At 39.5% G+C, this 26,805-nt stretch carries 22 protein-coding genes; 12 read left to right on the top strand and 10 right to left on the bottom strand.

The features are described 5' to 3' along the window. From GM920_RS20800 to GM920_RS20775, 6 genes are all read right to left on the bottom strand, one after another. Complete coding sequence (locus tag GM920_RS20800; RefSeq protein WP_182961102.1) at positions 1 to 744, bottom strand: ParA family protein; 744 nt, start codon at positions 742 to 744, stop codon at positions 1 to 3. Positions 745 to 999: 255 nt separating this feature from the next. Further along, positions 1,000 to 2,529: a hybrid sensor histidine kinase/response regulator gene (locus GM920_RS20795; RefSeq protein WP_182961100.1), complete on the bottom strand. Its 1,530-nt coding sequence runs from the start codon at positions 2,527 to 2,529 to the stop codon at positions 1,000 to 1,002. Positions 2,530 to 2,579: 50 nt separating this feature from the next. Then, entirely contained in the window at positions 2,580 to 3,020 is a 441-nt protein-coding gene (locus GM920_RS20790; protein WP_182961098.1) for a response regulator, read from the bottom strand. A gap of 10 nt (positions 3,021 to 3,030) precedes the next feature. Continuing rightward, a complete protein-coding gene (locus GM920_RS20785) occupies positions 3,031 to 4,182 on the bottom strand; it encodes a sensor histidine kinase (protein WP_182961096.1) in 1,152 nt (383 codons plus the stop codon). 235 nt (positions 4,183 to 4,417) lie between these two features. Continuing rightward, on the bottom strand, positions 4,418 to 4,897 hold the full coding sequence (locus GM920_RS20780) for a tetratricopeptide repeat protein (protein ID WP_182961094.1): 480 nt from the start codon (positions 4,895 to 4,897) through the stop codon (positions 4,418 to 4,420). Positions 4,898 to 4,919: 22 nt separating this feature from the next. Further along, a complete protein-coding gene (locus GM920_RS20775; RefSeq protein ID WP_182961093.1) occupies positions 4,920 to 5,267 on the bottom strand; it encodes a hypothetical protein in 348 nt (115 codons plus the stop codon). A gap of 187 nt (positions 5,268 to 5,454) precedes the next feature. On the opposite strand from GM920_RS20775, the gene GM920_RS20770 reads away from it, so the two are divergent. The 7 genes from GM920_RS20770 (at position 5,455) to GM920_RS20740 (ending at position 14,118) form a co-directional block, all read left to right on the top strand. Further along, entirely contained in the window at positions 5,455 to 6,564 is a 1,110-nt protein-coding gene (locus GM920_RS20770) for a c-type cytochrome (protein WP_235964602.1), read from the top strand. Positions 6,565 to 6,606: 42 nt separating this feature from the next. Further along, positions 6,607 to 7,527: a molybdate ABC transporter substrate-binding protein gene (locus GM920_RS20765; RefSeq protein ID WP_182961089.1), complete on the top strand. Its 921-nt coding sequence runs from the start codon at positions 6,607 to 6,609 to the stop codon at positions 7,525 to 7,527. 162 nt (positions 7,528 to 7,689) lie between these two features. Next, the gene (locus tag GM920_RS20760; RefSeq protein ID WP_182961088.1) at positions 7,690 to 8,817 is read left to right on the top strand and encodes a TlpA disulfide reductase family protein; all 1,128 of its coding nucleotides are present in this window, start codon (positions 7,690 to 7,692) and stop codon (positions 8,815 to 8,817) included. 194 nt (positions 8,818 to 9,011) lie between these two features. Continuing rightward, the gene (locus tag GM920_RS20755; protein ID WP_182961086.1) at positions 9,012 to 9,455 is read left to right on the top strand and encodes an META domain-containing protein; all 444 of its coding nucleotides are present in this window, start codon (positions 9,012 to 9,014) and stop codon (positions 9,453 to 9,455) included. A gap of 154 nt (positions 9,456 to 9,609) precedes the next feature. Beyond that, positions 9,610 to 11,055, top strand: coding sequence for an amino acid permease (locus GM920_RS20750; protein ID WP_182961084.1), 1,446 nt, complete (start codon positions 9,610 to 9,612; stop codon positions 11,053 to 11,055). A 51-nt stretch (positions 11,056 to 11,106) separates the two neighbouring features. Further along, positions 11,107 to 12,111: an alpha/beta hydrolase gene (locus GM920_RS20745; protein WP_182961082.1), complete on the top strand. Its 1,005-nt coding sequence runs from the start codon at positions 11,107 to 11,109 to the stop codon at positions 12,109 to 12,111. Positions 12,112 to 12,222: 111 nt separating this feature from the next. Next, positions 12,223 to 14,118, top strand: a complete 1,896-nt coding sequence (locus tag GM920_RS20740; RefSeq protein ID WP_182961080.1) for an ATP-binding protein — start codon at positions 12,223 to 12,225, stop codon at positions 14,116 to 14,118. 11 nt (positions 14,119 to 14,129) lie between these two features. On the opposite strand, the gene GM920_RS20735 is transcribed toward GM920_RS20740, so the two are convergent. Then, positions 14,130 to 15,374 (bottom strand): glycosyltransferase, encoded by a 1,245-nt coding sequence (locus GM920_RS20735; protein WP_182961078.1) that lies wholly within the window; start codon positions 15,372 to 15,374, stop codon positions 14,130 to 14,132. Positions 15,375 to 15,463: 89 nt separating this feature from the next. Between GM920_RS20735 and miaE the strand changes: the two genes are divergently transcribed. Further along, positions 15,464 to 16,045 carry a tRNA-(ms[2]io[6]A)-hydroxylase gene (gene miaE / locus GM920_RS20730; RefSeq protein ID WP_182961256.1) on the top strand — a complete coding sequence of 194 codons (582 nt, stop codon included), beginning with the start codon at positions 15,464 to 15,466 and terminating at the stop codon, positions 16,043 to 16,045. A 104-nt stretch (positions 16,046 to 16,149) separates the two neighbouring features. Here miaE and GM920_RS20725 read toward each other — a convergent pair whose 3' ends face one another. After that, complete coding sequence (locus GM920_RS20725; protein WP_182961076.1) at positions 16,150 to 17,157, bottom strand: hypothetical protein; 1,008 nt, start codon at positions 17,155 to 17,157, stop codon at positions 16,150 to 16,152. 186 nt (positions 17,158 to 17,343) lie between these two features. On the opposite strand from GM920_RS20725, the gene GM920_RS20720 reads away from it, so the two are divergent. After that, positions 17,344 to 18,693 (top strand): MutS-related protein, encoded by a 1,350-nt coding sequence (locus tag GM920_RS20720; protein ID WP_182961074.1) that lies wholly within the window; start codon positions 17,344 to 17,346, stop codon positions 18,691 to 18,693. Here the strand turns inward: GM920_RS20720 and GM920_RS20715 are convergent. Further along, a complete protein-coding gene (locus GM920_RS20715; protein WP_182961072.1) occupies positions 18,677 to 20,575 on the bottom strand; it encodes a TonB-dependent receptor plug domain-containing protein in 1,899 nt (632 codons plus the stop codon). The two genes, GM920_RS20720 and GM920_RS20715, sit on opposite strands and share 17 nt — an antisense overlap. Positions 20,576 to 20,734: 159 nt before the next feature. On the opposite strand from GM920_RS20715, the gene GM920_RS20710 reads away from it, so the two are divergent. Both GM920_RS20710 and GM920_RS20705 read left to right on the top strand, forming a co-directional pair. Continuing rightward, positions 20,735 to 23,074: a TonB-dependent receptor gene (locus GM920_RS20710; RefSeq protein ID WP_182961070.1), complete on the top strand. Its 2,340-nt coding sequence runs from the start codon at positions 20,735 to 20,737 to the stop codon at positions 23,072 to 23,074. Continuing rightward, positions 23,071 to 23,916 carry a DUF4249 domain-containing protein gene (locus tag GM920_RS20705; RefSeq protein ID WP_182961068.1) on the top strand — a complete coding sequence of 282 codons (846 nt, stop codon included), beginning with the start codon at positions 23,071 to 23,073 and terminating at the stop codon, positions 23,914 to 23,916. The genes GM920_RS20710 and GM920_RS20705 overlap by 4 nt, the downstream gene beginning before the upstream one ends. A gap of 84 nt (positions 23,917 to 24,000) precedes the next feature. On the opposite strand, the gene GM920_RS20700 is transcribed toward GM920_RS20705, so the two are convergent. After that, complete coding sequence (locus tag GM920_RS20700) at positions 24,001 to 25,254, bottom strand: hypothetical protein (protein ID WP_182961066.1); 1,254 nt, start codon at positions 25,252 to 25,254, stop codon at positions 24,001 to 24,003. 319 nt (positions 25,255 to 25,573) lie between these two features. On the opposite strand from GM920_RS20700, the gene fabV reads away from it, so the two are divergent. Next, the gene (gene fabV, locus GM920_RS20695) at positions 25,574 to 26,764 is read left to right on the top strand and encodes an enoyl-ACP reductase FabV (RefSeq protein WP_182961064.1); all 1,191 of its coding nucleotides are present in this window, start codon (positions 25,574 to 25,576) and stop codon (positions 26,762 to 26,764) included. The last annotated feature ends 41 nt before the right edge of the window (positions 26,765 to 26,805 follow it).

The following is a 26,805-nucleotide window of genomic DNA, read 5'->3' as shown; positions in this document are numbered from 1 at the left end:
TTATAATTTAACTAAAATTTCTTCCGTAAGGTTTTCATAATCCACAGCGCCATTAGATAATGGTGCATATTCAAATACATCAACACCTTTTAATTGTGCTTCGATTAGGGCTACGTTTACCCTGATGGAAGTTTCAAATAATTTATCACTGAAATATTTTTTGATACTGTCAGTGATTTGTTCCGTAATTACCCTTCTAGGATTGATTTTGGTAATAAATACACCACCAATGGTCAGGTCTTCATTGTAATGCGTTCTCACATCCGAAATGATAGAAACCAGACGGTCAATACCTCTATAGGCAAAATATTCTGCTTCTAATGGGATCAATACGGTATCTGCTGCAACCAATGCGTTTACAGTTAACATGCCTAAAGCAGGCGCACAGTCGATCAAAACATAATCATATTTTCCATCCACTGCTTTCAACAACCTCTTCACAATGGTCTCTCTGCCCAAACGGGATACCAGCTCAATCTCTGCACCTAATAAATCAAGTGAAGAAGGGACAATGTCTAAATATTCTGAAATGGTTTCAATGGGAAGGGGAGTGTCATTCTTGATACTATCATAAATCGACACCTTAACATCTCTGAATCCTAAGCCTTCTGTTAAGTTAGATTGTGGGTCAATATCAATTAGTAATGTTCTTTTTTTCGCACGAGCTAAACCGGCGCCAATATTTAAGGTAGAAGTTGTTTTTCCTGTACCACCTTTATGATTTATAACAGCTATAATCTTCATGTCAATATATCCTTTATACGATACGCAATGATACTAAGATATATTGATGTGGAGATATCTTTGTGAAGATTTTTAATCGTAAATCTTCGTTTATTTAGCTTTTATGTTGATTTTGAGGGAGATAATATTTTATATCTAGTGTAGTTTATTAGAGGTGTAAATATATCTAGATATCTAATGATGCGTCATTTAATGAAAAGACCATTTCAGGTCTGCAGGTAATCAGCATCTAGATCTGCGATCAAAGGAATTTGATCAATTGGCCATTGGCAAAGTGAACCAAAAACTACTGCCTTCATCTAAGGTACTTTCTACACCAATTTGTCCATTGTGTTGTTTAATAATTTCTGCACAAATATAAAGACCGAGGCCTAAGCCGGTGTATTGGCTTCCAGAATGATCTGCACGATAGTAGCGGTCAAAAATATAGCGCAATTTCTCTGGTTGTATTCCAGGTCCTTGGTCAATAACCGAAACTTTTGCCATATCCTCTAATTTTTCAATCCGGATTAGGATCTCTTTGGATTGAGCTGCATATTTTATCGCATTATTTAGAAAATTGACCACAATTTGCTCAATCCGAATAGCATCTGCATAAACAGCGATTTCCAGGTCACCTTCCGTTTCAATGGAATAAATGCCATCGGCTGTCAGGTCATGGTAACAATCCTTAATGATGCTGGACAAAACAAAATTCTGCTGACTGATGTGAAGCTGTCCCTGGTTCGCTTTGCTGGAATTTAACAAGTCTTCAATTAATGCGTTCAGCTTGCCTAAGCTTTTATTGGCTTGTATGACAAGTTTCGACAGTATACCGGTACTTGGTGGATTGTCTTTTATCCGATCTAAAAGTTGTAAAGATGCTTTTAGACTAGTGATAGGCGTTTTAAGCTCATGACTGGCAATGATGATGAAATCATCTTTCTGTTGTTGCAGTAATCTTAGTTCCTGGATATCTGTTGCGGTACCTACCCAAAGCTCCAATTGCCCCAATTGATTTTTAACGGGCATCAGACGAATTAAATGCCATCGGTATAGTTCATCCACCCGCTTGATACGGATTTGAAATTCACCACCCTCATTGTGTTTGATAATCTCTTGGAATTGCTCAAAACCGGCATCATGATCTTCCGCATGAATCACGGTTTTAGACCCGAACAAGCTGTTCTTTTCGCCTTCCAGGCCAGTATATTCATACCAACGTTGGTTGTAAAAAACAACCTCCCCAGTTACTGTATTAGTCCAGGCTAGTTGTGGAATGGTTTCCATCATGCTTCGGAAACGACTTTCACTCTCTGCCAAGGCCTTGGTCCGGTTGAGGACGCGGTTTTCCAGTTCTTGATTGAGTATAGAAAGCTCTTCATTGATGGTCTTTAGTTTTTCATCTGCCAGCAATTTTTCCTTCCTGATCAGGGTATCGTTTAAAGCCCTGTTGATTTTTGTGGATAAAGTGAAAAGCTTGTTTTTAGAGACATAATCAGTTACACCCGCCTTAATGAGCTTAACGGCATTCTCTTCCCCAATGATACCAGACACAATGATAAAGGGAATGTCTGGTTGAAGCTCTTGTTTGATATGGAAAGCACTTTCTGCATCAAAAGAAGGAAGTGAATAATCAGATAGGATCAGATCCGGATTGAAATTCTCGAGCGCTTTCTCAAATGTTGAGCGAGTTTGTACAACTTTTGCTATAAAACTCAATTCAGATTTCCTTAATTCCCTTTGAAGAAGATCTGCATCACTTTCATTGTCCTCAACAATGAGTATTCTAAGATTTGTGGCCATTATTTGTACGACGTAGTTATAAAGTGGAGCGCTTAATGAAGAACCTGATGTTAATGTGCCGGCTGATTCAAGGCCAACCAGTAGATGCCGATTTCTTTTACCGCTTTGAAAAAGTTATCACTGTCTACCGGTTTTACGATATAGCTATTCGCGCCCAATGCAAAACATTTTTCTATATCCGGACCTTCATTGGAGGAAGTCAGCATGACCACTGGAATAGATTTAAGATTAGGATCAGATTTAATCTTTTCCAATACCTGAACACCTGAAATCTTCGGCATTTTTAAATCTAAAAGGATCAGTTTTGGGAATTCCTGATCACTTCTGGAAGCGAAATCTCCTTTGCAATATAGAAAGTCAAGCGCTTGAGCACCGTTGATCACATGCTGTAGCTTATTGGTAACGCCACCCTTTTTAAGTGCACGGATGGTAAGTGCAGCATCATCGGCGCTGTCTTCCACAAATAAAATTTCAATGTTATGGTAGCTCATTTTTTTTATGTTAATGGTTTACGCTGAGTAAGCTAAAATAAAAGCAAGACCCTTCGTCTAATTTTGATTCGGCCCAAACTTTTCCCTGATGTCTTTGGACAATCCGGTGGACAATTGCCAGGCCGATTCCGGTACCTTCAAATTCTTCCTGTGAATGTAACCGCTGAAAAACTCCGAAAAGCTTATCATAATATTCCATGTCAAATCCGGCACCGCCGTCCTTAACATAATATACAATGTGTTGGTCTTCCTGGTAAGCACCAATCTCAATCTTTGTTTTCTCTTTGTAACGCGAGTATTTTATGCCATTGGAAATCAGATTGATCCAGACCTGTTTAATCAATGACTTGTCGCCTTTTGCTTTTGGAAGGTCTTCTATAATAAATTCAGGGATGTTTTCAGTTTCTTCGAATATGAATTCATTTTTAACGGTGTTTACCAGGTCGTTCATGTCGATTTCTGAGACCGTAACCTGTTTTCTTCCGAGTTTGGAGAAGGCCAGTAAGTCATCAATCAATTCGCCCATCTTTTTGGAATTGTTAATGATGGATTGCAGGATTTTTATTCCGTCGGCATCCAGTGATTCTCCGTAATCCTCTACAATAATTTTTGTGTAACCATTGATGGCACGGATTGGCGCGCGTAAATCGTGAGATACAGAATAGGAGAAAGACTCTAATTCTTTATTAACGGACTCTAATTGTGCGGTACGTTCAATTACTTTTTGCTCCAATTCATCATTCAGTTTACGAATGTCATCTTCTGCATTTTTAAGCTCTCTATTTGCAATGCTTAGTTCTTCGGCTCTTTTTTCTTTCTCTTTGTTTTGAAAAGCAAGTTCTTTATTGGCGATGATCAGTTCTGCTGCCCGGTTTTCTTTCTCTTCATTTTGAAAAGCAAGTTCCTTGTTGGCAATCGCGAGTTCTGCTGCTCTTTTTTCTTTTTCTTCATTTTGGAATATGAGCTCCTTGTTTGCAATCGCTAGTTCTGCTGCACGGTTTTCTTTTTCTTCGTTTTGAAAAGCAAGTTCCTTATTTGCAATCGCTAACTCTGCTGCACGTTGTTCTTTTTCTTCATTTTGGAAAGCCAGCTCTTCAATGGCATTGATCAGCTCAGTAGCATGACGTTCTCTGATCAATTCATCGGAATCGTTTTTTTTCATGTCCTTAGTAAAAGGGTATTAGTTGAAAATAAAAAGGGAATAAGAAAAGAATGGGGTATTGGGTAAGGAAAGAAATAGCTTTTCTGTGATATTTTCTAAAGCTAACATAATAAAGTGGTACCTGCTTATCTGTAAGGATAAATCGTACAAACAATCGTAAATGGAGATGGTTAGGGGAGGGAAAGGGGAGAGCCGGTAATGTTAGAAAAGTGGTTTGTTGGGACTTTCGCTGAGTTTAAAGCTTTTTCTGGATGGCTTCGCGCTCAATTTTCATTTGCTCATCGTTGGGAGCTAGTGCCAATGCTTCATTATATTGGCCGACAGCTTCTTTGAAAGCTCCCAATTGTGCCAGTACATATCCAAAGCCATGGTAGGCTTCCGGGTTTTTTTGATCAAGCAACCAGGCCTGATTTAATCGGTTCATCGCTGTTTTGAGGTCTCCTTTACGTGCATAATCCATACCCCATCTGGAGTGTACATAGGAGGCACGTTCCTTGGTGCCAAATTGTTTGGTTACCGCCTCGATAAACCGATTGTCTATTTCTATATACTGTTCCGATTTGACCACACCGCTATATTTAGGCAATAACCTCATGTCGGTTTTTGCACGTTCCGTCCATTTTTCATATGGGCTTTTTGAAGGACTGCAAGACAATACAAACAAAGTGATACCCGAAAATAAGAAGGTTCTGAATATAGATTGAAATGATTTCATTGGAAGTTTGCTTATCGTAATATTAAGATTTTAAGACCAATTCTTCAGCCGTCAGGCAGAAAAAAAGATTTTGTAGTTGGTGTACATACTTTAGTTTATAGTCTAACATAGCAATTTCTCCGTCCATCGGTTGGAATTCATCACTCAACACAAACTGATGTCCGTTTTTCTTTTCCAGCACATAAGTGATTTCAGGGCCTTCTTCATATTCAAAAACGAATTTCTCAAATCCAAATTTAATGAGCCAGTCTGCCGTTAACTTAATAGGCTCCATTAATCCAGCCGAATCAATATCAGATCCATATGGTATTTGTTCCGGGTGACCATGATCTAATGTGTAATTCCCTATTCTTAATTCGCTTGATTCCATAATCCGTTCTTTGGGCGCAAAATTAGGATAATAAAACCTTAATACATATTTTGATTTGCGCAGATAAGTGCTGGAAAATAAATCTCTGTGTAAGGCAATGTTTTAGAGTAATATACCTATGTGTATTACTTTTAGTTATGAGTTATAACTAGAGGTGTTTTTGTGATCATGGAAATTAATGCCACATTTGAGTACCAAATTAGCTATTGTGAACGAAGAACCTAAACCAAACGAGACCGAAAGAACCCTGATCTATACAGCGAAATCCATCGTTTTAGTGGCACTATTGTTTATTTTATGCAGTTTAATCGGAATGAGTGTCTACTTCTGGAAGGATAGCTCCGGACAGCTAAAGTCGGCAAATACAGCTGCTGTGGCGGCCGAAAACGCAAAGGCTGTTGAAAAAGTAAATCTTATTCCTACCGATGCCTGGAAAGCACCGGAAGAAAGCACAATTCCTGACAATGAGTATGGCAATATGATCCGCTATGGGCGGGAACTCATCAAGAACACCGCTAAATATTTGGGGCCAAATGGCTCAGTAGCCAGGATTAGCAATGGTATGAATTGTCAGAATTGTCATTTAGAAGCCGGAACGAAAACTTTTGGTAATAACTATTCCGTATTTTTTGCCAGTTACCCAAAAAAGAGTGCACGCTCTGGAAAAATGGCGGATGCCACCGAACGTATTGCCGATTGCTTTCAACGAAGCTTAAATGGAAAAGTTCCTGAGCTGTCAGGAAAAGAAGTGCAGGCCATGCTTGCTTATATGAAATGGTTAGGATCTGAACAAGAGAAAGGAAAAGCCGCATTCGGTTCTGGAACTGAAAAGCTAAAATATATGGACAGAGCCGCAGACCCACAAAAAGGACTGTTGGTTTACCAGAATAAATGTCAAAGTTGCCATGGACAGCATGGCGAAGGCATTAAAGCAGAAGATCAGCAAGCTTATGTTTATCCGCCATTATGGGGAGCGCATAGTTACAATGATGGCGCAGGGATGTATAGGCTGAACAATTTCGCTGGTTTTGTGAAGAATAACATGCCCTTTGGCGTGCGTTACCCAGATGCACAATTGACAGATGAGGAGTGTTGGGATGTAGCCGCATTTGTCAACACTCAACCTAGACCTCATAAAGAACAAGCACAAGATTATCCGGATCGAAGTGTAAAACCAATCGATGCTCCTTATGGTCCTTATTTGGATAAATTCTCAGAACAGCAGCATAAATACGGGCCTTTTACGCCAATCGTTTTGGCACTTAAAGAAATGGAAAGTAAAAGCGATTTGAAGTAGCTAATGTTTGTCAACTATTTAAGATCAATCATCTCATAAAATATGAAAATTATAAATCAGCTAACTTGTACGGCAATTGCCCTTTTTTCCCTTTCTTTCGGAGCTTATGCCCAGGAACATCGGTTTGATCCACCCTGGAATACGCCACCAGAAAGTAAAGTTCAGTTTACAGTTCCTGGAATTGACAATGTACCAGATCTTTTTGGCGACATCAATGATCCTCAGTTGGTCGTGTTCTTCGCAGGAAATCAGTTTATGGTGATTGATGAACTTCTTGCTGCATTTAAGAAGAAACACCCGCAATACCAGCGGGTATTTGCGGAAACACTTCCTCCAGGTATCTTGGCCAAACAAATTGCCGAAGGTAGTATTGTGATTGGCAATATGCGGATCACCCTGAAACCGGATGTTTATACCGCTGGAAAAAGCAGAATCGAACAAACACCCGAATGGTTTAGTAAAACACAGGTTTACGCTAAGAATAGATTGGCGATCATGGTGCAAAAAGGAAATCCTAAAAAGCTGAAAGGTTTAAAAGACCTGGGTCGGAAAGATTTAAGAGTTGCGATGCCTAATCCTGACTTTGAAGGAATCGGAAAGAGAATTGAAGAAGCTTATGTCAAAGCAGGGGGAACGGAATTAAAAGAAACGATCATGAAAAGTAAAGTAAAAGACAAAAGTACTTACCTGACTCAAATCCACCACCGACAATCGCCAATGCGTATTCTTTATAATCAGAGCGATGCTGCTCCGGTTTGGTACACCGAAGTTTACTATCAAAAGATGCTGGGGCACCCAGTAGAGATGATTGAAGTTCCGGACACAGAAAATATCCGCTCTCAATATATTGCCGGTCAGCTTAAAAATGCACCGCATCCGGAAGCCGCAAAAGATTTCATGGACTTCCTGGTAGGCGCAGAAGCAAATGCCATTTATAAAAAGTTTGGCTTTGATTTACCTTAACGAAACTGAATTTGCTGTTCAGGCTCCCTGATTTGAAAATTGAGCGGGTGTTTGTTGATTTGATTTAAATGTTAAATTTTTAGTATTTGGTGTTAAATTTTATTGTACATCAGATTAATGTAATACCTTGAGTGTATTATATTAATCTGATGTATTTAAGGTATGCGTAAGTTATCAATGATTGCCGCTGTGTGTTTTTTTAACTTAAGTGTTTATGCTCAGCAGCCTAAAATGATTCCATTTGAATTGAATGGGAAAATTAATCTGGATACAGGTGCCATAAATTTGGTTTTCAGTACCCCTGCTGAATATTATCCTGGCAAAAACAGGGAACAAACAGCTAAAATAATCAATGGCAAGTTCTGGATCAAAGGGGAGCTGCCTTACCCCGAATCATTTTATCTTCAATGGGAAAATAAGTACAGATCAGAACCTTTTTTACTAGAACCCGGTAATCAGTGGGTTAATATTAATATTGATTCCAATAGGAAGATGCCTGAGATAGATAATCAGGCTATGAAAGAGTATGCGAATATCAAAAACTTCCGCAAAGAATTCAGTCAGGAGTTGGCTTTAGTTGACGAGAAATATAATAAGTTATTGGCCATTCATAAGGACGGATTACCAGCCGCGATTAAATTAGAGATGGAAAAGGAAATGCATGAGCAGTATCGGAAGAATGACGAGCTTTTATTAGCCTATGTAATACAAAATCCAAATTCCTATATCTCATTCTGGAGTTTAATAAATTTGATGAGCTTTGGTTACCAGGATATTTTTGAATCTATCTACCCTAAGTTTTCTGATCGCCTTAGGGATACTTATGCGGGAAAAGTTCTTGGCGAAAAAATACATTCAGCAAAAGTCCTGGGAACTGGTAAGTCGTTTCCAATACTAAATGTGAAGAATAATAAGGGGATAAATTTCAGTGCTGCCCATATTTCAAAAAACCAATATACTTTAATTGATTTCTGGTACAGTGGTTGTAGCCCTTGCATCGAAACTTTTCCGGGCTTAATTGAGGTACGTAAAAAATACCAGCATAAAGGATTTGAAATCATCGGTATTTCTGTAGATAAAGAAAAAGATAAGGCCGATTGGTTAGCCGCCATTAGGAAGTATGAAATCGCCTGGCCACATTTCTGGGATAAAGACGGACTGGAGAGCGCGAAGTTATCGATCACGGCTTTCCCAAAAAATTACCTGCTGAACCAAAAGGGAGAAATTATTGGACAGGATTTGGGAGCTGCTGAAATAGCAGATTACCTGCAACATAACCTGAGCAAGTAATTGTTTTTTCTTAGCAGGAGGGGACAGCGGATCGCAAAATCTACGATCTCAACCCTTAAATGGCCGGATCTTTGCTTATTTTTGCAGGTAAAGTATAACACGTTTTATCGCCTGGTCTGGAAAATCCTGAACAAGGCTGTGTAAAGCGTTGGTACTTAATGGAAATTAGGTTCTCTACTTAAAAAACACAAATTATGAAAAAAGCAATCTTCGCTATTTTGATCTCTTTATCTGCTTTAACATCTTGTAAAATGATGAATAAAGGTCAACAAAACACACAAGAAAATGCTGCAGCAGCAAAATTGAGCGGCAATTGGGAGTTAAATTACATTACGGGGGTAAGAATTGCCTTCAATGGTTTATATCCAGAAACAAAACCGAGCATTAACATCAATGCGACAGCGACTGAATTAGGCGGAAATACAAGTTGTAATGTTTTTGGTGCTAAATTGGCTGTAAAAGGCAGCAAATTTAAAGTTGATTTATCAGCATCTCCAATGACGATGAGACATTGCGAAGGTGAAGGTGAAATGAGATTCCTGGAAATGCTTAAAAAAGTAGATGCATACACCGTAGAGGGGAACACCTTAACCTTAATGATGGGTGATGTTCCAGCAATGAAATTCACAAAAAAATAGTATTTCCTTTCTTGCCGTTCCGGCAATAACAGCTGATCAAAAGCTATTTACCCAGTAAAGGTAAATTTTTTGGGCTTTTAATCGTTCAAATGAATATAAGTTCACACTTTTGTGCAACTTATATTCATTTATCATTAGCGCAATACCATAAAGATTGAAGAAAGTAGAAGAAAAACCTGAGGAGCAGAAGCTTCAAAGGGGTTTACAAAACAGACATATCCAACTCATCGCTCTTGGCGGTGCTATCGGAACCGGTTTATTTCTAGGTATCGGTTCTGCTGCGGTTTTAGCAGGCCCTTCCGTAATTTTAGGTTATGCCCTGGCAGGGATTATCGCCTTCTTTATCATGCGTCAACTGGGCGAGATGGTTGTAGAGGAGCCTGTTTCAGGAAGTTTCAGCCACTTTGCTTTTAAGTATTGGGGTTCCTTCGCAGGCTTTGCTTCCGGTTGGAATTATTGGGCATTGTACATTCTGGTTAGCATGTCTGAATTGACAGCGATAGGGATATACGTGCATTTCTGGTGGCCAGAGATTCCCCTTTGGACTTCCAGTCTTTTCTTTTTCATCGTGATTAATGCCCTAAACCTCACTTCTGTAAAAGTTTACGGAGAGGTGGAATTTTGGTTTTCTATCATAAAAGTGGTTGCGATCATTGCCATGATCGCTTTTGGCGCTTATTTACTAATCAGTGGTACGGGGGGCGAACAGGCCAGTGTACAAAATCTATGGAATGATGGTGGTTTCTTTGCCAAAGGCTGGTTTAGTGCAGATGGTAAAGGTGGCTTTCAAGGATTGTTTGCTGCGATAGCTTTAATCATGTTCTCTTTCGGTGGATTGGAATTGATTGGAATTACTGCTGCAGAAGCAGAAAATCCAGAGAAAACCATTCCTAAAGCAACCAATCAGGTGATTTACCGCATTTTGATTTTCTATGTGGGTGCCTTGGTTATTCTGTTTTCTTTGTCGCCATGGAAAAATATTACTACAGACAGTAGCCCTTTTGTTATGGTATTTGAAAGCTTGAAAGGCTTTGAGATTCATGCTTTTGGGAAAACGATATACTTTACCAGCATCATTGCCAATGTGTTGAACCTCATTGTGCTCACTGCGGCATTATCCGTATACAATAGTTGCGTATACAGCAATAGCAGAATGCTTTTCGGCCTGGCCGAACAAGGAAATGCACCGGCTTTCTTGTCTAAACTTAACAAAAACCATGTGCCGATTAAGGCAATCCTGGTATCTAGTCTTTTCGCCGCTATTTGTATCATCATCAATAAACTGATCCCGGAGAAGGCCTTAGAAATCCTCATGTCTCTGGTGGTATCTTCGTTGATTATCAATTGGCTGATGATCAGTATCACCCATTTGAAATTCAGGAAAGCGAAGGATGCTGCACAAGTGAAAACTAAATTCCCGTCATTTATTTATCCATTATCCAATTATATCTGTCTGATCTTTTTGTTGGGTATTTTAGTAATCATGTGGATTACAGGAATGAAGTTGTCGGTGGAGTTGATTCCAGCATGGATTCTTTTGCTATATATCTGTTATTTATTGGTCAATAGAAGGAAACAAAAACAAGGTAAAGGGCAGTAATATATTATTCTGTATATTTAAATATCATCTTAGATGGTATAACCCGGCCCAATGAGATTCAAAAAAACACTTATTCAAATCGGAAGTATTCTTGTTTTTTTGATCTTAGCGATTTTTATTGCTTTCAAAGTTAGTCCCTGGCCATATGCCATGCTCATTAGGTATGCTTTCAATAAGGAAGGTATAAAAGTGAATGAGCATCTGGAAAAACAGGTTCCAAATGGGCTTTCAGAAATTTTGGATCAACAATATATCCCTCAGGATAAGTCGGCTAAGCTAGATGTTTATTACCCTTCTTCATTGAGTGGAACCTCGCAGGTTCTTCCTGTAATTGTTTGGATTCATGGTGGGGGATGGGTGGCAGGCAGTAAAGACCAGATGGCTGGCTACTGCAAAATTCTAGCCGCGCAGGGATATAGTGTGGTAGCCATAGATTATACCTTAGCTCCTGAGGGAAATTACCCATTACCACTTCAACAAACACAAAGAGCGCTTCAATACCTGATGGAGCATGCCAAACGTTTTCACATCGATACCAACCGTTTTATTCTCGCCGGAGATTCAGGAGGAGCACACATTGCTGCTCAATCGGCAAATATCATTTACAATAGTCAGTATGCTGCATTGATGAAAATTGAACCGGCAATCCCTCGGGAAACATTGTCTGGAGTTATGCTGTATTGTGGGCCTTATGATACGGCCTTAGTAGATATGTCAGGGGATTTTAGTGCTTTTTTAAAAACGATACTATGGGCTTATAGTGGGCAAAAAGACCTGAATACACCTGCTTTTAAAACAGCATCAGTTATCAACTATGTTACCAAAGACTTTCCCCCAACTTTTATATCCGTTGGAAATGCAGACCCTTTATTGACGCAGTCTTTGGCTATGGCGAGGAAATTAAATGGACTGGGCGTTCTGGTAGATTCTCTTTTTTTTAGCGCTGATCATCAGCCTCCATTGCCCCATGAGTACCAGTTTAATCTGGATACTGAAGCAGGGAAATTAGCACTCCATCGTTCTGTGGCATTTCTTGAAAAGGTCTCCAAACGCTAGAATTGACGTTTTTTGGTTGCACATTCTAATCTGAAACAAACCTTTTCCCGGCGATACCGTAGGTTTTAATACTTTTGAGGACATTTACATCTACTCTTACCTCAAGTTCCATTGAAACCGAATATTAACCTCGATGCTTTTTATAAAGCGGGACCTCCAATTTTAGTATTGAAGCCGGATCCGCCGTACTTTACCATAATAGAAGCCAATGATGCTTATCTGAAAGTAACCTCCACCACGCTCAAAGATTTACTGGGACGTCCCATATTGACTGCCTTCCCACAAAACCCAAATGATGCTGCCTCTAAAAATACAGCGGTGTTTTACAATAGCCTGCTCACTGTGATGGAAACAAAGCAGCAACATGTATTGAATATCCTGAAATATGATATTCCAATTCGTGGAACAGATCAGTTTGAGGTGAAATACTGGATGGTGACAAATTTCCCAGTGTTGGATGATCAGGGGAATGTGGCCTATATTGTACATACCAATGTGGATGTTACTTCTACCTACGAGCTGGTCAAGAAAGAAAGAATTGAAATCGAGGTGGAAGACTGGACAAACAAACACCTTCGTGAGTTTTTTGCCCATGCTCCAGTGGCAATTGCCATGCTTAAAGGAAGGGATTTAAAAGTAGAACTGGCCAATACCCTGATGTTGGAAATCTGGGGGAAATCCATGGAAATTATTGGGAAACGGATGTCGGATGTATTGCCGCCCTCGATCAAACTAGAGGTACTTAGCCTGATTAGTCAGACTTATTGCAGCGGCCGTTCCCATTATAATGAGGACATCAAAATGTTACTGGCACGTGATGGTTCCTTACAGGAAGCCTATTTTAATATGATGTATCATCCGCTTAGAGACAGCTCAGACTGTATTTGTGGGGTTATTATTATGGCCGCTGAAGTCACAGAACAGGTAAAAGGTAAAGCGGATTTGTTGCAGGAACAGCAGAGAAGCCGATTGGCTATTGAAGCTGCTGATCTGGGCGTTTTTGATATGGATGTAGAGCATGGGGTGTTGAAATGCGACCTCCGATGCAAGGAAATCTTTGGAATAGGAGGAGGAGATGTCTACGATCAAGCGCAGGAATTTATGGATGCCCTCCATGAAGAAGATAAGAACAGGTTGGTTAAACTGATGAGGAATGCGTTTAAAAGGCCTTTGAAAAATGGAGACTATGACGTGGAATTTCGTACCGTGAGCACCATTAATCAGCAAATGAGATGGGTAAGGGCAAAGGGTAAGTTGTTTTTCAATGAACAAGGAATGCCAGGTAGATTTATTGGCACTGTACTGGATAATACGCGACAAAAAAGAGAGGAACAGTTGAAAAATGATTTCATTGCCATGGTTAGTCATGAGTTAAAAACGCCCTTGACCTCACTGAAAGCTTATGTTCAGTTGATGAAAAGACAGGGAAGAAATCAGATAGATCACCTGACCGCTGAAACTTTGGAAAAAGCAGAAACTCAGGTAAATAAAATGGTCAGTATGATCAATAGTTTTTTGAATATTTCGAGGTTGGAAGCTGGCGGCATTATGATCGAAAAATCAGCATTTGAGTTTAATACATTAATTCTGGAGGTAATTGAGGAGGTTAAAGCCATTGTAGATCCGCATGTGATCACCTTTAGTGGAACTGAAGAATTATGGCTGACTGGCGATCGGGATAAAATTGGCCAGGTATTGACAAATTTGTTGAGTAATGCAGCCAAATATTCATTGCATAACAGAGATATTAGACTGGATTGTCGTAGAAAAGATGCCAGGGCGCAAATTTCTGTGACAGATCGGGGCATGGGGATCAGAGAAACTGATCTTCCTTATCTTTTTACCCGGTTTCAACGCTTTGAAAGTGCGGATACTAAAAACATCTCTGGCTTTGGAATCGGATTGTACTTATGTTCCGAAATTGTGAAAAGCCACCATGGAGTAATCTGGGCAGAAAGCGAATATGGTAAGGGAACTACGATGTTTTTTGAGCTTCCTATTAAATAAACTTATAATTTTTAAGGGCGATGACGTTTTTTCTCTGTGATCCATAAGGACATGTATTTTGTGCTGTTGGCATTGTGGTACTGTAGGATTTGACCAAAGAAATTACGTTGTCGATGACTTTTCAAGTCTTGGCTTAAGTTTTTCAATGCAATTCCAAAATCAGCTAGAAAAGATTGTTTGTTGTATCTGGCATGAAGGAGAAGGAGGCCGTTTTGCTGTGCTTGCAGCCACTGATCCTTCATTTGATATAAAGATACCGCTGATGCGATGAAAAGCTCAGGATCATCAGCGATGATGCCATTCCAATTAAGGCCTCCGCTCATACCCTCTGCACCGATACTACTGGTCACATTCGGTGTGCCGGTTAGCATGGCATCAATGAATTTACCTTTTAATCCTGCTCCAAACTGGATTGGTGCGAGGAGTACTTTGTGCTTAGATATGGCTGCTTTGGCATCTGTTGCACGGCCATGGACCATAAATTTTTCTTTTTCATTATGGAGTTGCATTACCTTCTGACTGCTATAGGCTCCATAAATATGCAAGTACACACCGGGTAATTTTTTTCGGAGTACTGGCCATATGGTAGTTTTTAAAGTTTGAAGGGTATGCCAATTGGGCTCATGTAAGTAATTGCCTATAAATACGAAACCTGCTCTTTCTTCAAAAGAGGACCATTGTTTAAGGTCTGCCTCCTCCGGAATTTCTTCTAAAAATGGCAGATAGTAGAGTAAGGAGGTGTCCAAACGAAAGGTTTCCTTTAAGATTTTCATTTCCACTTCAGAAATGATCAATGAGAGGTCGCAGCGAAGGATGGAAGCGATTTCTCTTTTCGCCATATCAGTAAACAAATCACTGGTTTGAAAGGGTTGCCCGGTTTTAATTGACATTTGCCTTGCATGGCGCAAACAATGCAGGTCTTCCGTGTCTAGGACTCTTAGTGCATCCGGGCATTCCTGTTGCACCCTCCAACCGTATTGCTCTTCCATCACAAATCGGTCGAAAAGAACCGTATCCGGAGAGATCTCCTGAAGAAAAACATTGAAACCGTCGTCATTTAATTCAATTTCCTGCTCAATTACGCCTTTTTGTACTAAGTCAAAGCTATATTCTGTTTTGGAAGCCGCGCAAGCGAAAATCACCTGATCACCTTCAGAAATAAAGAAATCAATCAATTGAAGCATTCTTGTACCCGCTGCGGAAGAGCCAGGCTCTGGCCATACTAAACCGATGATCAATATTTTCTTTTCAGTCATTTCTTTAAAATTATCGCAAAATAGATGTTTTTAATGCAAAGCCTATGATTATTCCTAATTTTGAGGCGGAGAATTTTATTTATACCCTCATGCTTGGATTAAAATTATTGACAGACCCACGTTGGGCTAATATTGCAGAATCAAATTTAGAAGAGATATTAACGGATCATGCCTGGTGCGAACAAAAAGCCGCAACAAATGCAATTACCTTGATCACAAATAATTCGGAGCATATGGATTTAGTGGAAGAACTAACGGCCATTGCTATTGAGGAGATGCAACATTTTCAAATGGTGATCGAAATCATCAATAAACGTGGTTATACTTTGGGTAGAGAACGGAAAGATGATTATGTTGGTCGATTGGTGAAATTTAGCCGTAGAGATGGCAGTAGAAATAATGCTTTTATTGACCGTCTTTTATTCGCCGCAATGATTGAAGCCAGAAGCTGTGAGCGATTCCGCGTATTGTCGCAGAATATCAAAGATCCCGAACTTGCGAAGTTTTACCATGACCTGATGGTATCTGAAGCTGGACATTACACCACCTTTTTAAATTTTGCCCGTAAATACACGATTGATGTAGATGTGGATGCCAGATGGAAAGAGTGGTTAGAATTTGAAGGAGAACTGATTCAGAGTTATGGCAATAAGGAAGCCATTCACGGCTAATATTTGTACCGCGTGGAGCCTATTATAGGGGAAAGGTTTAAGGGCTTTGCCTTAGCAAAGCCCTGGAAATTGTTCTTAATTGGAACCTCTTTTTAGCACTGAACTTAAATGGATAACAGAAATCCAATGGTAAAATTAGAATCCCAGTCGAACACAAAAGTATGGCAATCGGTAGCGTCTTTAATACCCTGATAGATGTTTACACCACTTTTTATCTTGATTTTATCCGTTTTATATTTAGTAGGATCTTTTAAAACGGTATACCTTTCTTGACCTTTACGTCCTTGGTTGGCTAATTCGAAAGGTACTCCGCCGATGATAAAGCATATTTTTCGTCTGGCAGCAGGTATTTTTTCAGCAGCATGCTTTACCAGGTCATAGACATCCTGGTCTTTCATGTCTTTCTCATAATATTTTGAGCCTGGCGCTTCTTCAAATTTAACGGATTTATCAACCCAACAGATTTTAGTATTTCCAGAGCCAATGTCCACTACAAATGAGCTGTCGGCATAAGTTTCGGGTAACACACATTTTAAGGCTAATTTCCCTTCTTCTTCCGGGGTTACCAGATTCACCACAAAGCCCATCTTTTTAAGTTCGGAAGTGATGAGCGCTGTTTTTGGTTCTTTTTGGGCTCCTGAGCTGATCACAAAGTGAATGTTTTTAGATTTTAGGCCCTTGTCTAGCATCCCTCCGATATAGTCTTTTAATCCCATTCTGATGTCTGCCGCACTGGCCATACCTTCATAAACGAATGATTTTCCGAAGTCTTTGGAAATAATCTCCCAGCGTTTTTTTTGGTCTACATTAACAATGAAGGAATTGAATCCAGAAGCACCAACTTCTATGACACCTTTATATTCGCCGTTAACAGGTTTTTCTGGCTTATAATTAAAAGTACGGTGGTCTTTAACGGCAGGCGTAATGGGCGTGGTAGATCCGATATTGTTTTTACCCTCGGTGCTTGCTATGGTTTTGGTATTGAGTATGTTGGCCTCCGCGTCGAGTCGGCCACTTTTGTAACTCCAATAACCTACTCCTATTATAAAAATAATAACAAGGATTGCTTTTATTGGCCAGGATAACTTGGCCCAGGCAGACTTTTTTTCCATCTTTTGATTGCGTTGTTTTTTGAAAAATTGTTCTTAGTCAGAATCTAATAACGAAGATAAGATATCAATACTAAACATTGTTGTTATATTGAAAGAGAATCCATGAAAAGTTCAAGCTTTGGATTAAGGATAGGTTTTATGAAAGGTAAATAGGGTAATCACTGATTATTAAATGATGCTGATGCGATGAGAACTAATTTTAAGATGGATCGTCAAACTTATAAGGATCTGAATGTATTTGCGGATGCAACAGGTGCTGAGGCTATTTTCAGCTTGTTTAAGGCTACAAGAACATTAGGTGGGAAGGAGAAAATTCAAGAAATGATGGAGCAGCCTTCTTCAGACATTGAACTATTGAATGGGCGTAAGCATGCCATTAAATACTTTCATGACCATAAGTTATCCTTAGCAATCAAAAGTGAACAATTGGACCTGATTGGCTATTATCTGAAATTTAGAAAAGTGCTCTCGAGAAATAATATGTTGGACTCCTTGGTGGATTTCATAGGAAAAAAAACGACCAACGATTATTACATTGTCACTAAAGGATTAGAGTTTTTGATTGGCCTCTTGAAATATCTTTCGCGTTTTATTGCCGAACAAGATTCGATGCAGCTTCCTGAATATTTGAAAAATAAGCTGGAAGAAATAGCGCGCATCTTAAATCTGGACAGCTTAAAAACAGCCATGAGTTACCAGGAGAAAAAAATGAAATTCTATCAGGTCAGTAAACTGGACCATAGTTTTCGTGGCAAGGATAAGGAGGAGCTCCTGAGTTTGGTACAATTGGTTTATGAGTTGGATGCCTTTGAAACGATTGCTACTGTAGCTAGAACCAGGCAATTTTGTTTTCCGGAGTATTCAGAAAAGGAGGAGCTGGAGGTAGAATTGCTAGGCTTCTTTCACCCTTCAATTGATCAGCCAGTTAAAAATGATATTTTTTTGAATCAAGAGGGAAATATGGTTTTTCTAACCGGATCAAATATGGCTGGTAAATCATCCTTGTTAAAGTCGCTGGGATTGGCCATTTATTTATCCCATTTAGGCTTTCCTGTGCCCGCAATCGAGATGAAAACTGTGATTTTTAATGGATTATTGACCACGATTAACCTTCCTGATCACATCGGAGCAGGTCTCAGTCATTATTACAGCGAAGTTAGGCGGGTAAAGGAAGCGGCAACTGCGCTTTTGGAAAACGATAGGATGTTCGTCATCTTTGATGAACTATTTAGAGGAACAAATGTGAAAGATGCATACGATGCTTCATTGCTCATCATTTCTGAACTTGCAAACATTCGTAATTCTGTGTTTTTTATCTCTACCCATCTTGTTGAACTCGCTATTCCATTAAAAAAACTAGATTACATCTCGTTTAAACATTTAGATACCTTTTTTGAAGGAGAAAAGCCGGTATTTACATACCGGCTAAAAGAGGGTGTCTCCGAAGAACGTTTGGGGATGTACATCATTCATAAAGAAGGAATCGTGGACATCATCCGTGCCGTGCCTCAGCAAAAGGTTAATAATTCAGCTTAAAGCCTAAAGTATACCAGGTCCCAGGCATTGGGATGGCTTCTGCTTCAATAAATTGCGCATTAAATATATTGGCAGCATTTACATAAATGCTATAATGAGGCTGTTTGTAGGCTAGTTTTGCATCAATTACGGTGTAATCTTTATAGCTGATGCGGTCCTGATAACGGGCAGCCAGGGTTAAATCCATCACCTTGCAGAAAGTGGTGTTTAGAGTTCCACTTAATTGATTTTTTAAGCTTCTCAATGCATATCTGGAGAAGTTTGCATTGGCAAGTGTGGTTTTAAGTTTTGGATCCAGATAGGTATAAGCGGCACCAATTCTCAAACCATTGATGATACCTGTGTTGGAAGGATTAGTCCAGCGATAATCTCCACTTAAAGTTAAGCCATTGGTATTCACTTGACTGTAGTTTTGAGGTTGCCAAGGATCAGTGATTTCCGCTTTTACCCAATCAATAAACTGATCAATTCTGCGCGTAAAATAGCTTGCATTTCCGGAGAAATGTGCATTGTTGAATTTGATTCCGGCTTCTGCATATTTTGATTTTTCGGGACGTAACTGATCATTGCCAACATTGCCAGCTCCTTGATAATACAAGTCCGTATAAGTGGGTAGTCGTTGTCCGGTTCCTAGATTTCCATATATGCGCCAATTGTTGTAAATGTCGTAGCCAAGGTCCAGGCCAGGGAAGGCCTGCCAACCATAATCGGTATTGTAATTGGTATAAGCACCAATATTGACGGATAATTTTTTGATAGGTTCAAATTTATACTCTCCGAAAAAACCGGTATTGCTGCGGTTTCTTTTCCCAAGACTGCTGCTTTTAATGTATTCGGTTCTGCCTTCCAGTCCCAGGCCAAATGTTCCTATTGAAGTTTGAATGGTGTTATTTAGTTCAGCATCAATTACATTGGTGGCATGGTGATTTGGCTTTGAACCAACCTTTTGTTTGTTATACAGGTAATCATCCACATTGTTTCTGTAACTGATTCTTGGAATCATCGTCCAGTTTTCCGTGATTTTTGTCGTATAAGCAACAGAAGCCAAGGCTGTTTTCACGGTTTCTTCCGAATTTATATCGCCGGGTGCGGCATAAAAACCATTCGCACCAAATTTATTATAGATATAACCGGTCATGATGTCCAGTTGATCTGATTTTCCGATGTTGATTTTCCCCTGGTAATACAGTTTTTGGTTGTTGAAAGCGGTATTGTAACGGTAACCATTTCCACTTTCCTGCCCAACGGAAAGCAAATGACTGGATGTTTTTAAAGCGAGTGTTCCACTTGCATATTGGCCGGAATTCACATAAATACCTCCGTCTCCTTCTTTCTGTTTGAAACTGCTTCCTGCAAATACATTGGCAGAAACTCCGGTTTTCTGGACTTTACGAGTTACAATATTGATTGCACCAGTCAGGGCATTGATGCCATAAACTCTGGATGCGGAACCGCGAAGCACCTCAATATGATCGATATCATCCATGGAAATGGGTAGATTCATCATGTTGTGGCCAGTTTGTGGATCAGAAACTTTAACCCCGTTAAGTAGGACCAGCGTTTCATCAAAAGTACCACCATCAATACTAATGTCGGCTTGACTACCACCTGGGCCTCGCTGACGAACATCTACGCCAGAAACATAGCTCAGTAGTTCAGAAATTGATCTTGCGGGTAAACTCTTGATCTTTTCGCGGTCAATGATCCAGATATTTCTATTTTGTTTCGAGAATGGAAGTTGAAGTCGGTTTTCCTGCACCATGACTTCGTTTAATTTTCTCGTTGTATCAGCTAAAGCTTTAGAGGAACTGATGGTTTGCGCATTCATAGTCAGGGTACACCCCATTAGGACTATAAAACTGGCAGAATTTTTAAAAAGCATTATCGTTTATTTTGAAGGCCAAAGATATATTGTTTTCCTGCTTTGAACCACTATAAAATTTCTACTGTATCTTGATTTATTTTCCTTAAATGAGGCTGAAATTGTTTAATAATGCCGTTATTTACAATTGAATAACGCGCAATCCCATTTTTAATATTTATGCTCAAATCGCTTCTCGCAAGTCTGTTCCTATTACTGAGTTGCTCTGCTGTGGCCCAAAAAGTATTTTTATCAGGTTTGGTAAAGGCTGAGGCCAGTAAAATGCCGGTTTCTGGGGCGATTGTCTATTTTAAAGCGGTTGATAAAAAGGTAACGAGTGATGAAAATGGATATTTTACAATTGCAGTCGAAAAAGGGGAGCATCAGGTACTAATCAGCCATTCGGGCTTTCAGGAAAAGAGCTTCTCTGTTCTGCTTCAGCAGGATGAAACCCAGACTTTTTATGTAGCAGCAATCTCAGAATTAAAAGAGGTGACCATCAGTAGAAATAAAGCCTCTGTGATGCAAAGTAACCTAAATAATTTCTCCTTGTTGAAGCAGGTAGATTTGGAGAAAGCACCAGGTTTTTTGGGGGTAAATGATGTGATTAAAACCATTCAGACCTTGCCTGGAAGCGCAAATGGTGGGGAAGGAAATGCAGGATTATTTGTTCGTGGCGGTGGTTCCGGACAAAACCTCGTGCTTTTTAACCATGCTGTGATTTATAACCCTTCACATTTATTGGGCTTTTTCTCCGTGTTTAACAGCGATGCTGTAGGACAGGTTAAGTTTTATAAATCGGGTATCCCTGCGGAATACGGTGGTCGTTTATCCTCAGTAGTCGATATACAAAGCGACCAGCAGATTGCAGATTCCTTGTTGATGGATGGGGAATTGAGCGTATTGGCAGCTAAAGTAAACCTCAAAATCCCGATTACCAGTAAGTGGTCTATCGCTACTACGATGCGGAAAACTTTTATGAATTATTCGGTTTGGCCGATTGTCAACAAATTCAGCACTGACGAGGATTCCGGAAATAAGCTGAGTTATGATTTCTACGACCTGAATTTTTCCACGGCTGTGGCCTTAACAGAAAAAGACAAGCTATTTGCTGCGTTTTATATTGGCGGTGATGATTTTGGCCTGGATATGATCCGGTTTAATATCGCTAACGGAATGAAATGGCAAAATATTGCCGCTTCTTTAAAATGGAATCGGATGATTTCTAATAAACTGAACCTGGAGACGGTGGCTAGTTATAGCGGTTATCGTTTTAGTTTCGGCTTGAAGCAAGAGGGACTGGAGGTTGGTGTTCATTCGGCAATTACCGACTTTAACTATAGCTCCACTTTAAAGGCATATTTTGGAGCTCATCAGCTGAAAGCAGGGTTAAGTATGATTCAACATAAATTTGTGCCCAATACACCTTCCTCTAGAAATAACTTCATGGAGTTTGATTATGGAAAGCCGAATACTTATTTAGCTGATGAAACAGCTGCTTTCCTGAGTGATGATTTCAAATTTTCTGATCGGTTAAGTGTTTATGCGGGTTTAAGAATGACTTATTATCGCCATAAGGGACCTTATAGTACCACCGCTTCTAATGGAATGGTTGGCTCGGTTGCGCGTGGAAAAACGGTAAGTGATACCTTTTTTATGGAGCCTGGCTTAACGGTAAAGTATCATTTGAATCGCAGCACCGCATTAAAGTTTGCGTATTCGCGGAACGTACAAACGATACACCTGATTCCAATTTCGGCATCCAACTTCCCCAGCGACTTCTGGATTCCTTCAATTTCGGAGATTCCACCGGAAAAAGGTCATCAATATAGCTTAGGGATTTTTAAGGAATGGGCAGATGCAGGGTTTGAAGGATATGTGGATCTATACCTCAGAGACATGAAAAATATAGTGGAGTTTTCTGGCGGATTGATGAATTTATCAAATAGTGTGAAAATTGAAGACCATGTTTTTCTTGGAAAAGGGAGTAGTTATGGCTCGGAGTTTTATTTAAAAAAAACGAAAGGGAAGTTTACGGGACATGTCAGTTATACGATTTCTAAATCCGACCGGACTTTTGAAGGGCTTAATGAAGGGTATGCTTTTCCGTTTAAATACGACAGGACGCATGATTTGACTGTGGTGTCCAATTATCGTTTGCGAGCCAACTGGTCTTTATCGGCCTTGTTCACGTTGGCAACAGGTAATGCCTATACGAAACCAATCAGCAGATATCTCATTGCAGGCAATGTAATCAATGAATATGGAGCATATAATGCTGCGCGGATGCCTACTTATCACCGTATGGATTTATCGGCTACCCATCAATTTCCGGTCAAAGGAATGTACCAAAGCTTCTTGTCTGTATCGGTGTATAATGTGTACAGCCGTAAAAATCCCATATTCAATTTTTACGTTGCCAGAGGTAGTTTAAACACGGGGAAAGTGTCTATACGGGAGAAGTCTATCGCTTTGCTACCGATTCTTCCTTCCATAAATTATAAAATAGTTTTCAAATGATGAGTTTTCGAAATACGCTGTTATGGATCGGATTGATTTCCTTGTTTTATGCTTGTAAAAAGGAGGTAAATCCAGGGCTTTATAAGCCAAAGTTTGTGGTAGAAGGCTGGATTGAAGAAGGTGATTTTCCCTATGTAATTCTGACCCATAACCTTCCTTTTTTTACGGCCGTAGATTCTGCACAATTGGCAGAAGTGATTATTCGTTACGCGAAAGTCACGGTTAGCAATGGTACTGAAACGGAAGTGCTGACCGCCACAACAGATAAACGATACTTTCCTTATTTTCTGTACAGAGGGACAAGTTTAAGAGGTAAAGTTGGGGGTAAATACAGTCTGAAAGTCGAATATGCAGGAAACACACTGACCGCGGAAACTGAAATCCCAAATCCGGTAAGTATCGACAGTCTCTGGTTTGTAGAGAAACCGAAAAATAAAAGGCAGTTGAATGTGCAGATTATGGATGCCCCAAATGAGGTGAATTATTACAGGCTTTATTCTAAACTGGAAAAGGAGACCGTGTTTACACCAACTTTGATGGCCAATCATGACGATTTGTTTTTCAATGGCAAAATGTTAGAAATGCAGGTAAACAGGGGGGCTGCAAATAACCTAACCTCCAAGCACGATCCTTATTATGAGGCAGGAGATACGGTCTTGGTTAAATTGTCGGCGGTTCCTGCCAGCGGGTATGTTTTTTGGAAGAGTTTACAGGATGAATTGATGAACGGTTCGAATCCTTTGGCCGGCAGTGCTAAAGCATTGGCAACGAATATTAATGGCCCCGGAGTAGGGGTATGGTGTGGATATTCCTCAAAAATCTATAGGATGATTGCCAGGTAGCTATAGAAACAACAAGGCCGGTTCTTTAGAAAACCGGCCTTGTTGTTTTGTTCATGATCTATAGAATCATGGTCCTTGTTTCTTTTAGAATTTCTTGGTAAAAATTTCAAATTCATCAATGAACTTGGTAAATCCTTTACCAAAGAAAGTTTTTAGGCTCATTTTTGACTCGTCATTAAATACCAGACGTGGTTCTAAATCATAATAGGTACGCGTAACAGGCTCCCATTTACCTGTTGCAGGATTGTAATCAGTATAAGTATAGGTATCTGATACCATCACAAATTCGTTCTTTGCAAAAATCTCGTTTTTATCTTTGTAGACCGCAAATAAAGAAGAGTTTTTGTTCATGGTTGCCACTTGTTTCTCTCTGGATTCTTTTTCAGGAAGCATATCATTTGCATCATAGTCATCTTGAATAATTTTGATGTTTGCCTGACCGGTTAGTCGGATGTTCATGACATCGAAAGTCATATTCGCATCTTTAATTACTTCTGCTGGGGTCTCTAAATCCTCAAGGTTAGGATAACTTCCATTAAGATTTGCGGTACTCACTAAGTTTAATAGTTCTTTGCTGTCTTTAGCTAAGGTGACTCTACTGGTCAATACTTTAGTGTCATTTTCGGCAGTTACGACCAATTGGAAGCTCCCTAAATTTAGTCTTATATCTGCTTTTGTTGGTGTTGCATCTGCTGTGCCATTTATTTTGTACTCATAAAGACCTGTCAGTTTCAATTCTTCTTTTCCGCTAACAGATAAGGAAACATTTGTTGCAGCTGGCAGTTCATAAGCTTCGCCATCCGCGGAGATTGTTGCTTTAGAAGCGGTGTAACTTACGGTTAGCAAGGCGTCATTGGTATTGCTGGTTGCTGTACTTGGGTAATGCACTTCAAATTTACTGGTAGAAGGTGTTTTAGTCCATTCCTTTTTTTGAAGATCCCAGTTGTAGATTCCGTAATATTCACTTAAATTATGGGTTTTAGCAACGTTATTGGTGGTCACCGCAGAGAATAATTTCTCTACCTGTTTGTTTTTACCAGCGAAAGCAATAGTTTCTAATTCACGACCAATAATGGTATTACTTAAGGCTTCCAGGTCTAAATCACCCAGACGCTCAATTAAAGTGATGAATTTTTCATCCGGTAAAGTGTTGATCTTTTTTATGAAATCAAGCCCATTTTGCTCTAGTGCTTGTTTGTTTTGTTCGGTTGTCAATTTAGAATAACCCAATTCAGTTGGAGGAAGGGTAGGGGGGATTGGTTCTTCTGTGAAGCTTTTCTTTTTGCAAGAAAGGAGTACGCCACATAATAATGCAGCGAATAGGATGTTTTTCTTCATTGTCAAGTGTTAATTAAAATTAAACGAAGATAAATTTAAATTTCTTTCTTTTTACACAAACTGTGTAAAAACGCAATTCACAACCATGGTGATTAGATTGTGTTGCTGGATTTGCGTTTAAAGGGTTTTGTTTGTTATTTTAAGGGAGTTGGTTTGAAAGATAGGTTTTGGCCTGGGCTTGTTGGCGTAGGTTTTTTGTTTTTCTAACCAATTTTCGCCAGAACTGGCATACTTATTTTGTTTTAATTATGTTTGCTGAATAATTTAACAAGAACCGCTTGGCGGAATTTTACAGAAAAAAAGTATAAAGAGAATAAATATGATTATTGCACCTAAAATTCGTGGGTTTATCTGCCTGACTGCTCATCCTGAAGGATGCGCACAAAACGTGTTAAACCAGATCAATTACGTGAAATCTAAAGGACCTATTGATGGCCCTAAAAAAGTCCTGGTAATTGGCGCATCAACCGGTTTTGGTTTATCGTCAAGAATTACTAGTGCTTTTGGATCTAATGCATCTACCATTGGTGTATATTTTGAGAAACCACCAGCACCAGGAAAAACTGCTTCTGCGGGTTGGTACAATACTGCTGCATTTGAAGCACAAGCTCATGAGGCTGGTTTATATGCTAAAAGTATCAATGGTGATGCTTTCTCAAAAGAGATCAAAGAAAAAACTTTGGAACTGATCAAAGCTGACCTTGGACAAATTGATCTTGTGATTTACAGTTTAGCTTCTCCAAAAAGAGTTCATCCGGTAACTGGTGTAGTACACAATTCTGTATTGAAACCAATCGGTGAAGTTTATACCAATAAAACAGTAGATTTTCATACTGGTATCGTTTCTGATATCTCTATTCAGCCAGCTGGCGGTGATGATATTGAAAATACAATTGCCGTAATGGGTGGTGAAGACTGGGCGATGTGGATCGATGAATTGAAAGCTGCAAATTTACTTGCACCTGGTGCAACTACAGTTGCTTATTCTTATATCGGCCCAACACTAACAGAAGCGGTTTACCGTAAAGGTACAATCGGTCGTGCTAAAGATCATTTAGAGGCTACAGCATTCGAAATTGCGGAGAAACTAAAAGACATCAACGGAAAAGCTTATGTATCGGTAAACAAGGCCTTAGTTACTCAGGCGAGCTCTGCAATTCCAGTGATTCCATTGTATATTTCTTTATTGTACAAAATTATGAAAGCAGAAGGCATTCATGAAGGTTGTATTGAGCAAATCCAACGTTTATTCAAGGATCGTTTATATACAGGTGCTGAAGTATTAACTGATGATAAAGGAAGAATCCGTGTAGACGATTTAGAGATGCGTGATGACGTTCAGGCGCAAATTGCTACTTTATGGTCAGAAGCAACTACAGAATCACTTCCTGCAATTGGCGATCTTGCTGGTTATAAAAAGGATTTCTTAAACCTATTTGGTTTTGACGTAGCAGGTGTTGATTATGACGCTGACGTAAATGAAATGGTAGAAATTTCAGGATTGGTTTAAACCATGTTTAACCTATAAAAAGAAAGGGCTTCCAAATTGGA

Source organism: Pedobacter gandavensis (assembly GCF_014172405.1).
In the GTDB taxonomy this organism is placed as follows: Bacteria; Bacteroidota; Bacteroidia; order Sphingobacteriales; family Sphingobacteriaceae; genus Pedobacter; species Pedobacter gandavensis.
Note: the sequence above shows the minus strand (reverse complement) of the source record. Positions and strands in the feature narration are given on the sequence as shown.

What these genes read in the sequence shown, in the direction of transcription:
- GM920_RS20800 (WP_182961102.1), bottom strand. Translation starts at nt 744, where the DNA reads ATGAAGATTATAGCTGTTATAAATCATAAAGGTGGTACAGGAAAAACA.
- GM920_RS20795 (WP_182961100.1), bottom strand. Translation starts at nt 2,529, where the DNA reads ATGGCCACAAATCTTAGAATACTCATTGTTGAGGACAATGAAAGTGAT.
- GM920_RS20790 (WP_182961098.1), bottom strand. Translation starts at nt 3,020, where the DNA reads ATGAGCTACCATAACATTGAAATTTTATTTGTGGAAGACAGCGCCGAT.
- GM920_RS20785 (WP_182961096.1), bottom strand. Translation starts at nt 4,182, where the DNA reads ATGAAAAAAAACGATTCCGATGAATTGATCAGAGAACGTCATGCTACT.
- GM920_RS20780 (WP_182961094.1), bottom strand. Translation starts at nt 4,897, where the DNA reads ATGAAATCATTTCAATCTATATTCAGAACCTTCTTATTTTCGGGTATC.
- GM920_RS20775 (WP_182961093.1), bottom strand. Translation starts at nt 5,267, where the DNA reads ATGGAATCAAGCGAATTAAGAATAGGGAATTACACATTAGATCATGGT.
- GM920_RS20765 (WP_182961089.1), top strand. Translation starts at nt 6,607, where the DNA reads ATGAAAATTATAAATCAGCTAACTTGTACGGCAATTGCCCTTTTTTCC.
- GM920_RS20760 (WP_182961088.1), top strand. Translation starts at nt 7,690, where the DNA reads ATGCGTAAGTTATCAATGATTGCCGCTGTGTGTTTTTTTAACTTAAGT.
- GM920_RS20755 (WP_182961086.1), top strand. Translation starts at nt 9,012, where the DNA reads ATGAAAAAAGCAATCTTCGCTATTTTGATCTCTTTATCTGCTTTAACA.
- GM920_RS20745 (WP_182961082.1), top strand. Translation starts at nt 11,107, where the DNA reads ATGAGATTCAAAAAAACACTTATTCAAATCGGAAGTATTCTTGTTTTT.
- GM920_RS20735 (WP_182961078.1), bottom strand. Translation starts at nt 15,374, where the DNA reads ATGACTGAAAAGAAAATATTGATCATCGGTTTAGTATGGCCAGAGCCT.
- miaE (WP_182961256.1), top strand. Translation starts at nt 15,464, where the DNA reads ATGCTTGGATTAAAATTATTGACAGACCCACGTTGGGCTAATATTGCA.
- GM920_RS20725 (WP_182961076.1), bottom strand. Translation starts at nt 17,157, where the DNA reads ATGGAAAAAAAGTCTGCCTGGGCCAAGTTATCCTGGCCAATAAAAGCA.
- GM920_RS20720 (WP_182961074.1), top strand. Translation starts at nt 17,344, where the DNA reads ATGAGAACTAATTTTAAGATGGATCGTCAAACTTATAAGGATCTGAAT.
- GM920_RS20715 (WP_182961072.1), bottom strand. Translation starts at nt 20,575, where the DNA reads ATGCTTTTTAAAAATTCTGCCAGTTTTATAGTCCTAATGGGGTGTACC.
- GM920_RS20710 (WP_182961070.1), top strand. Translation starts at nt 20,735, where the DNA reads ATGCTCAAATCGCTTCTCGCAAGTCTGTTCCTATTACTGAGTTGCTCT.
- GM920_RS20705 (WP_182961068.1), top strand. Translation starts at nt 23,071, where the DNA reads ATGATGAGTTTTCGAAATACGCTGTTATGGATCGGATTGATTTCCTTG.
- GM920_RS20700 (WP_182961066.1), bottom strand. Translation starts at nt 25,254, where the DNA reads ATGAAGAAAAACATCCTATTCGCTGCATTATTATGTGGCGTACTCCTT.
- fabV (WP_182961064.1), top strand. Translation starts at nt 25,574, where the DNA reads ATGATTATTGCACCTAAAATTCGTGGGTTTATCTGCCTGACTGCTCAT.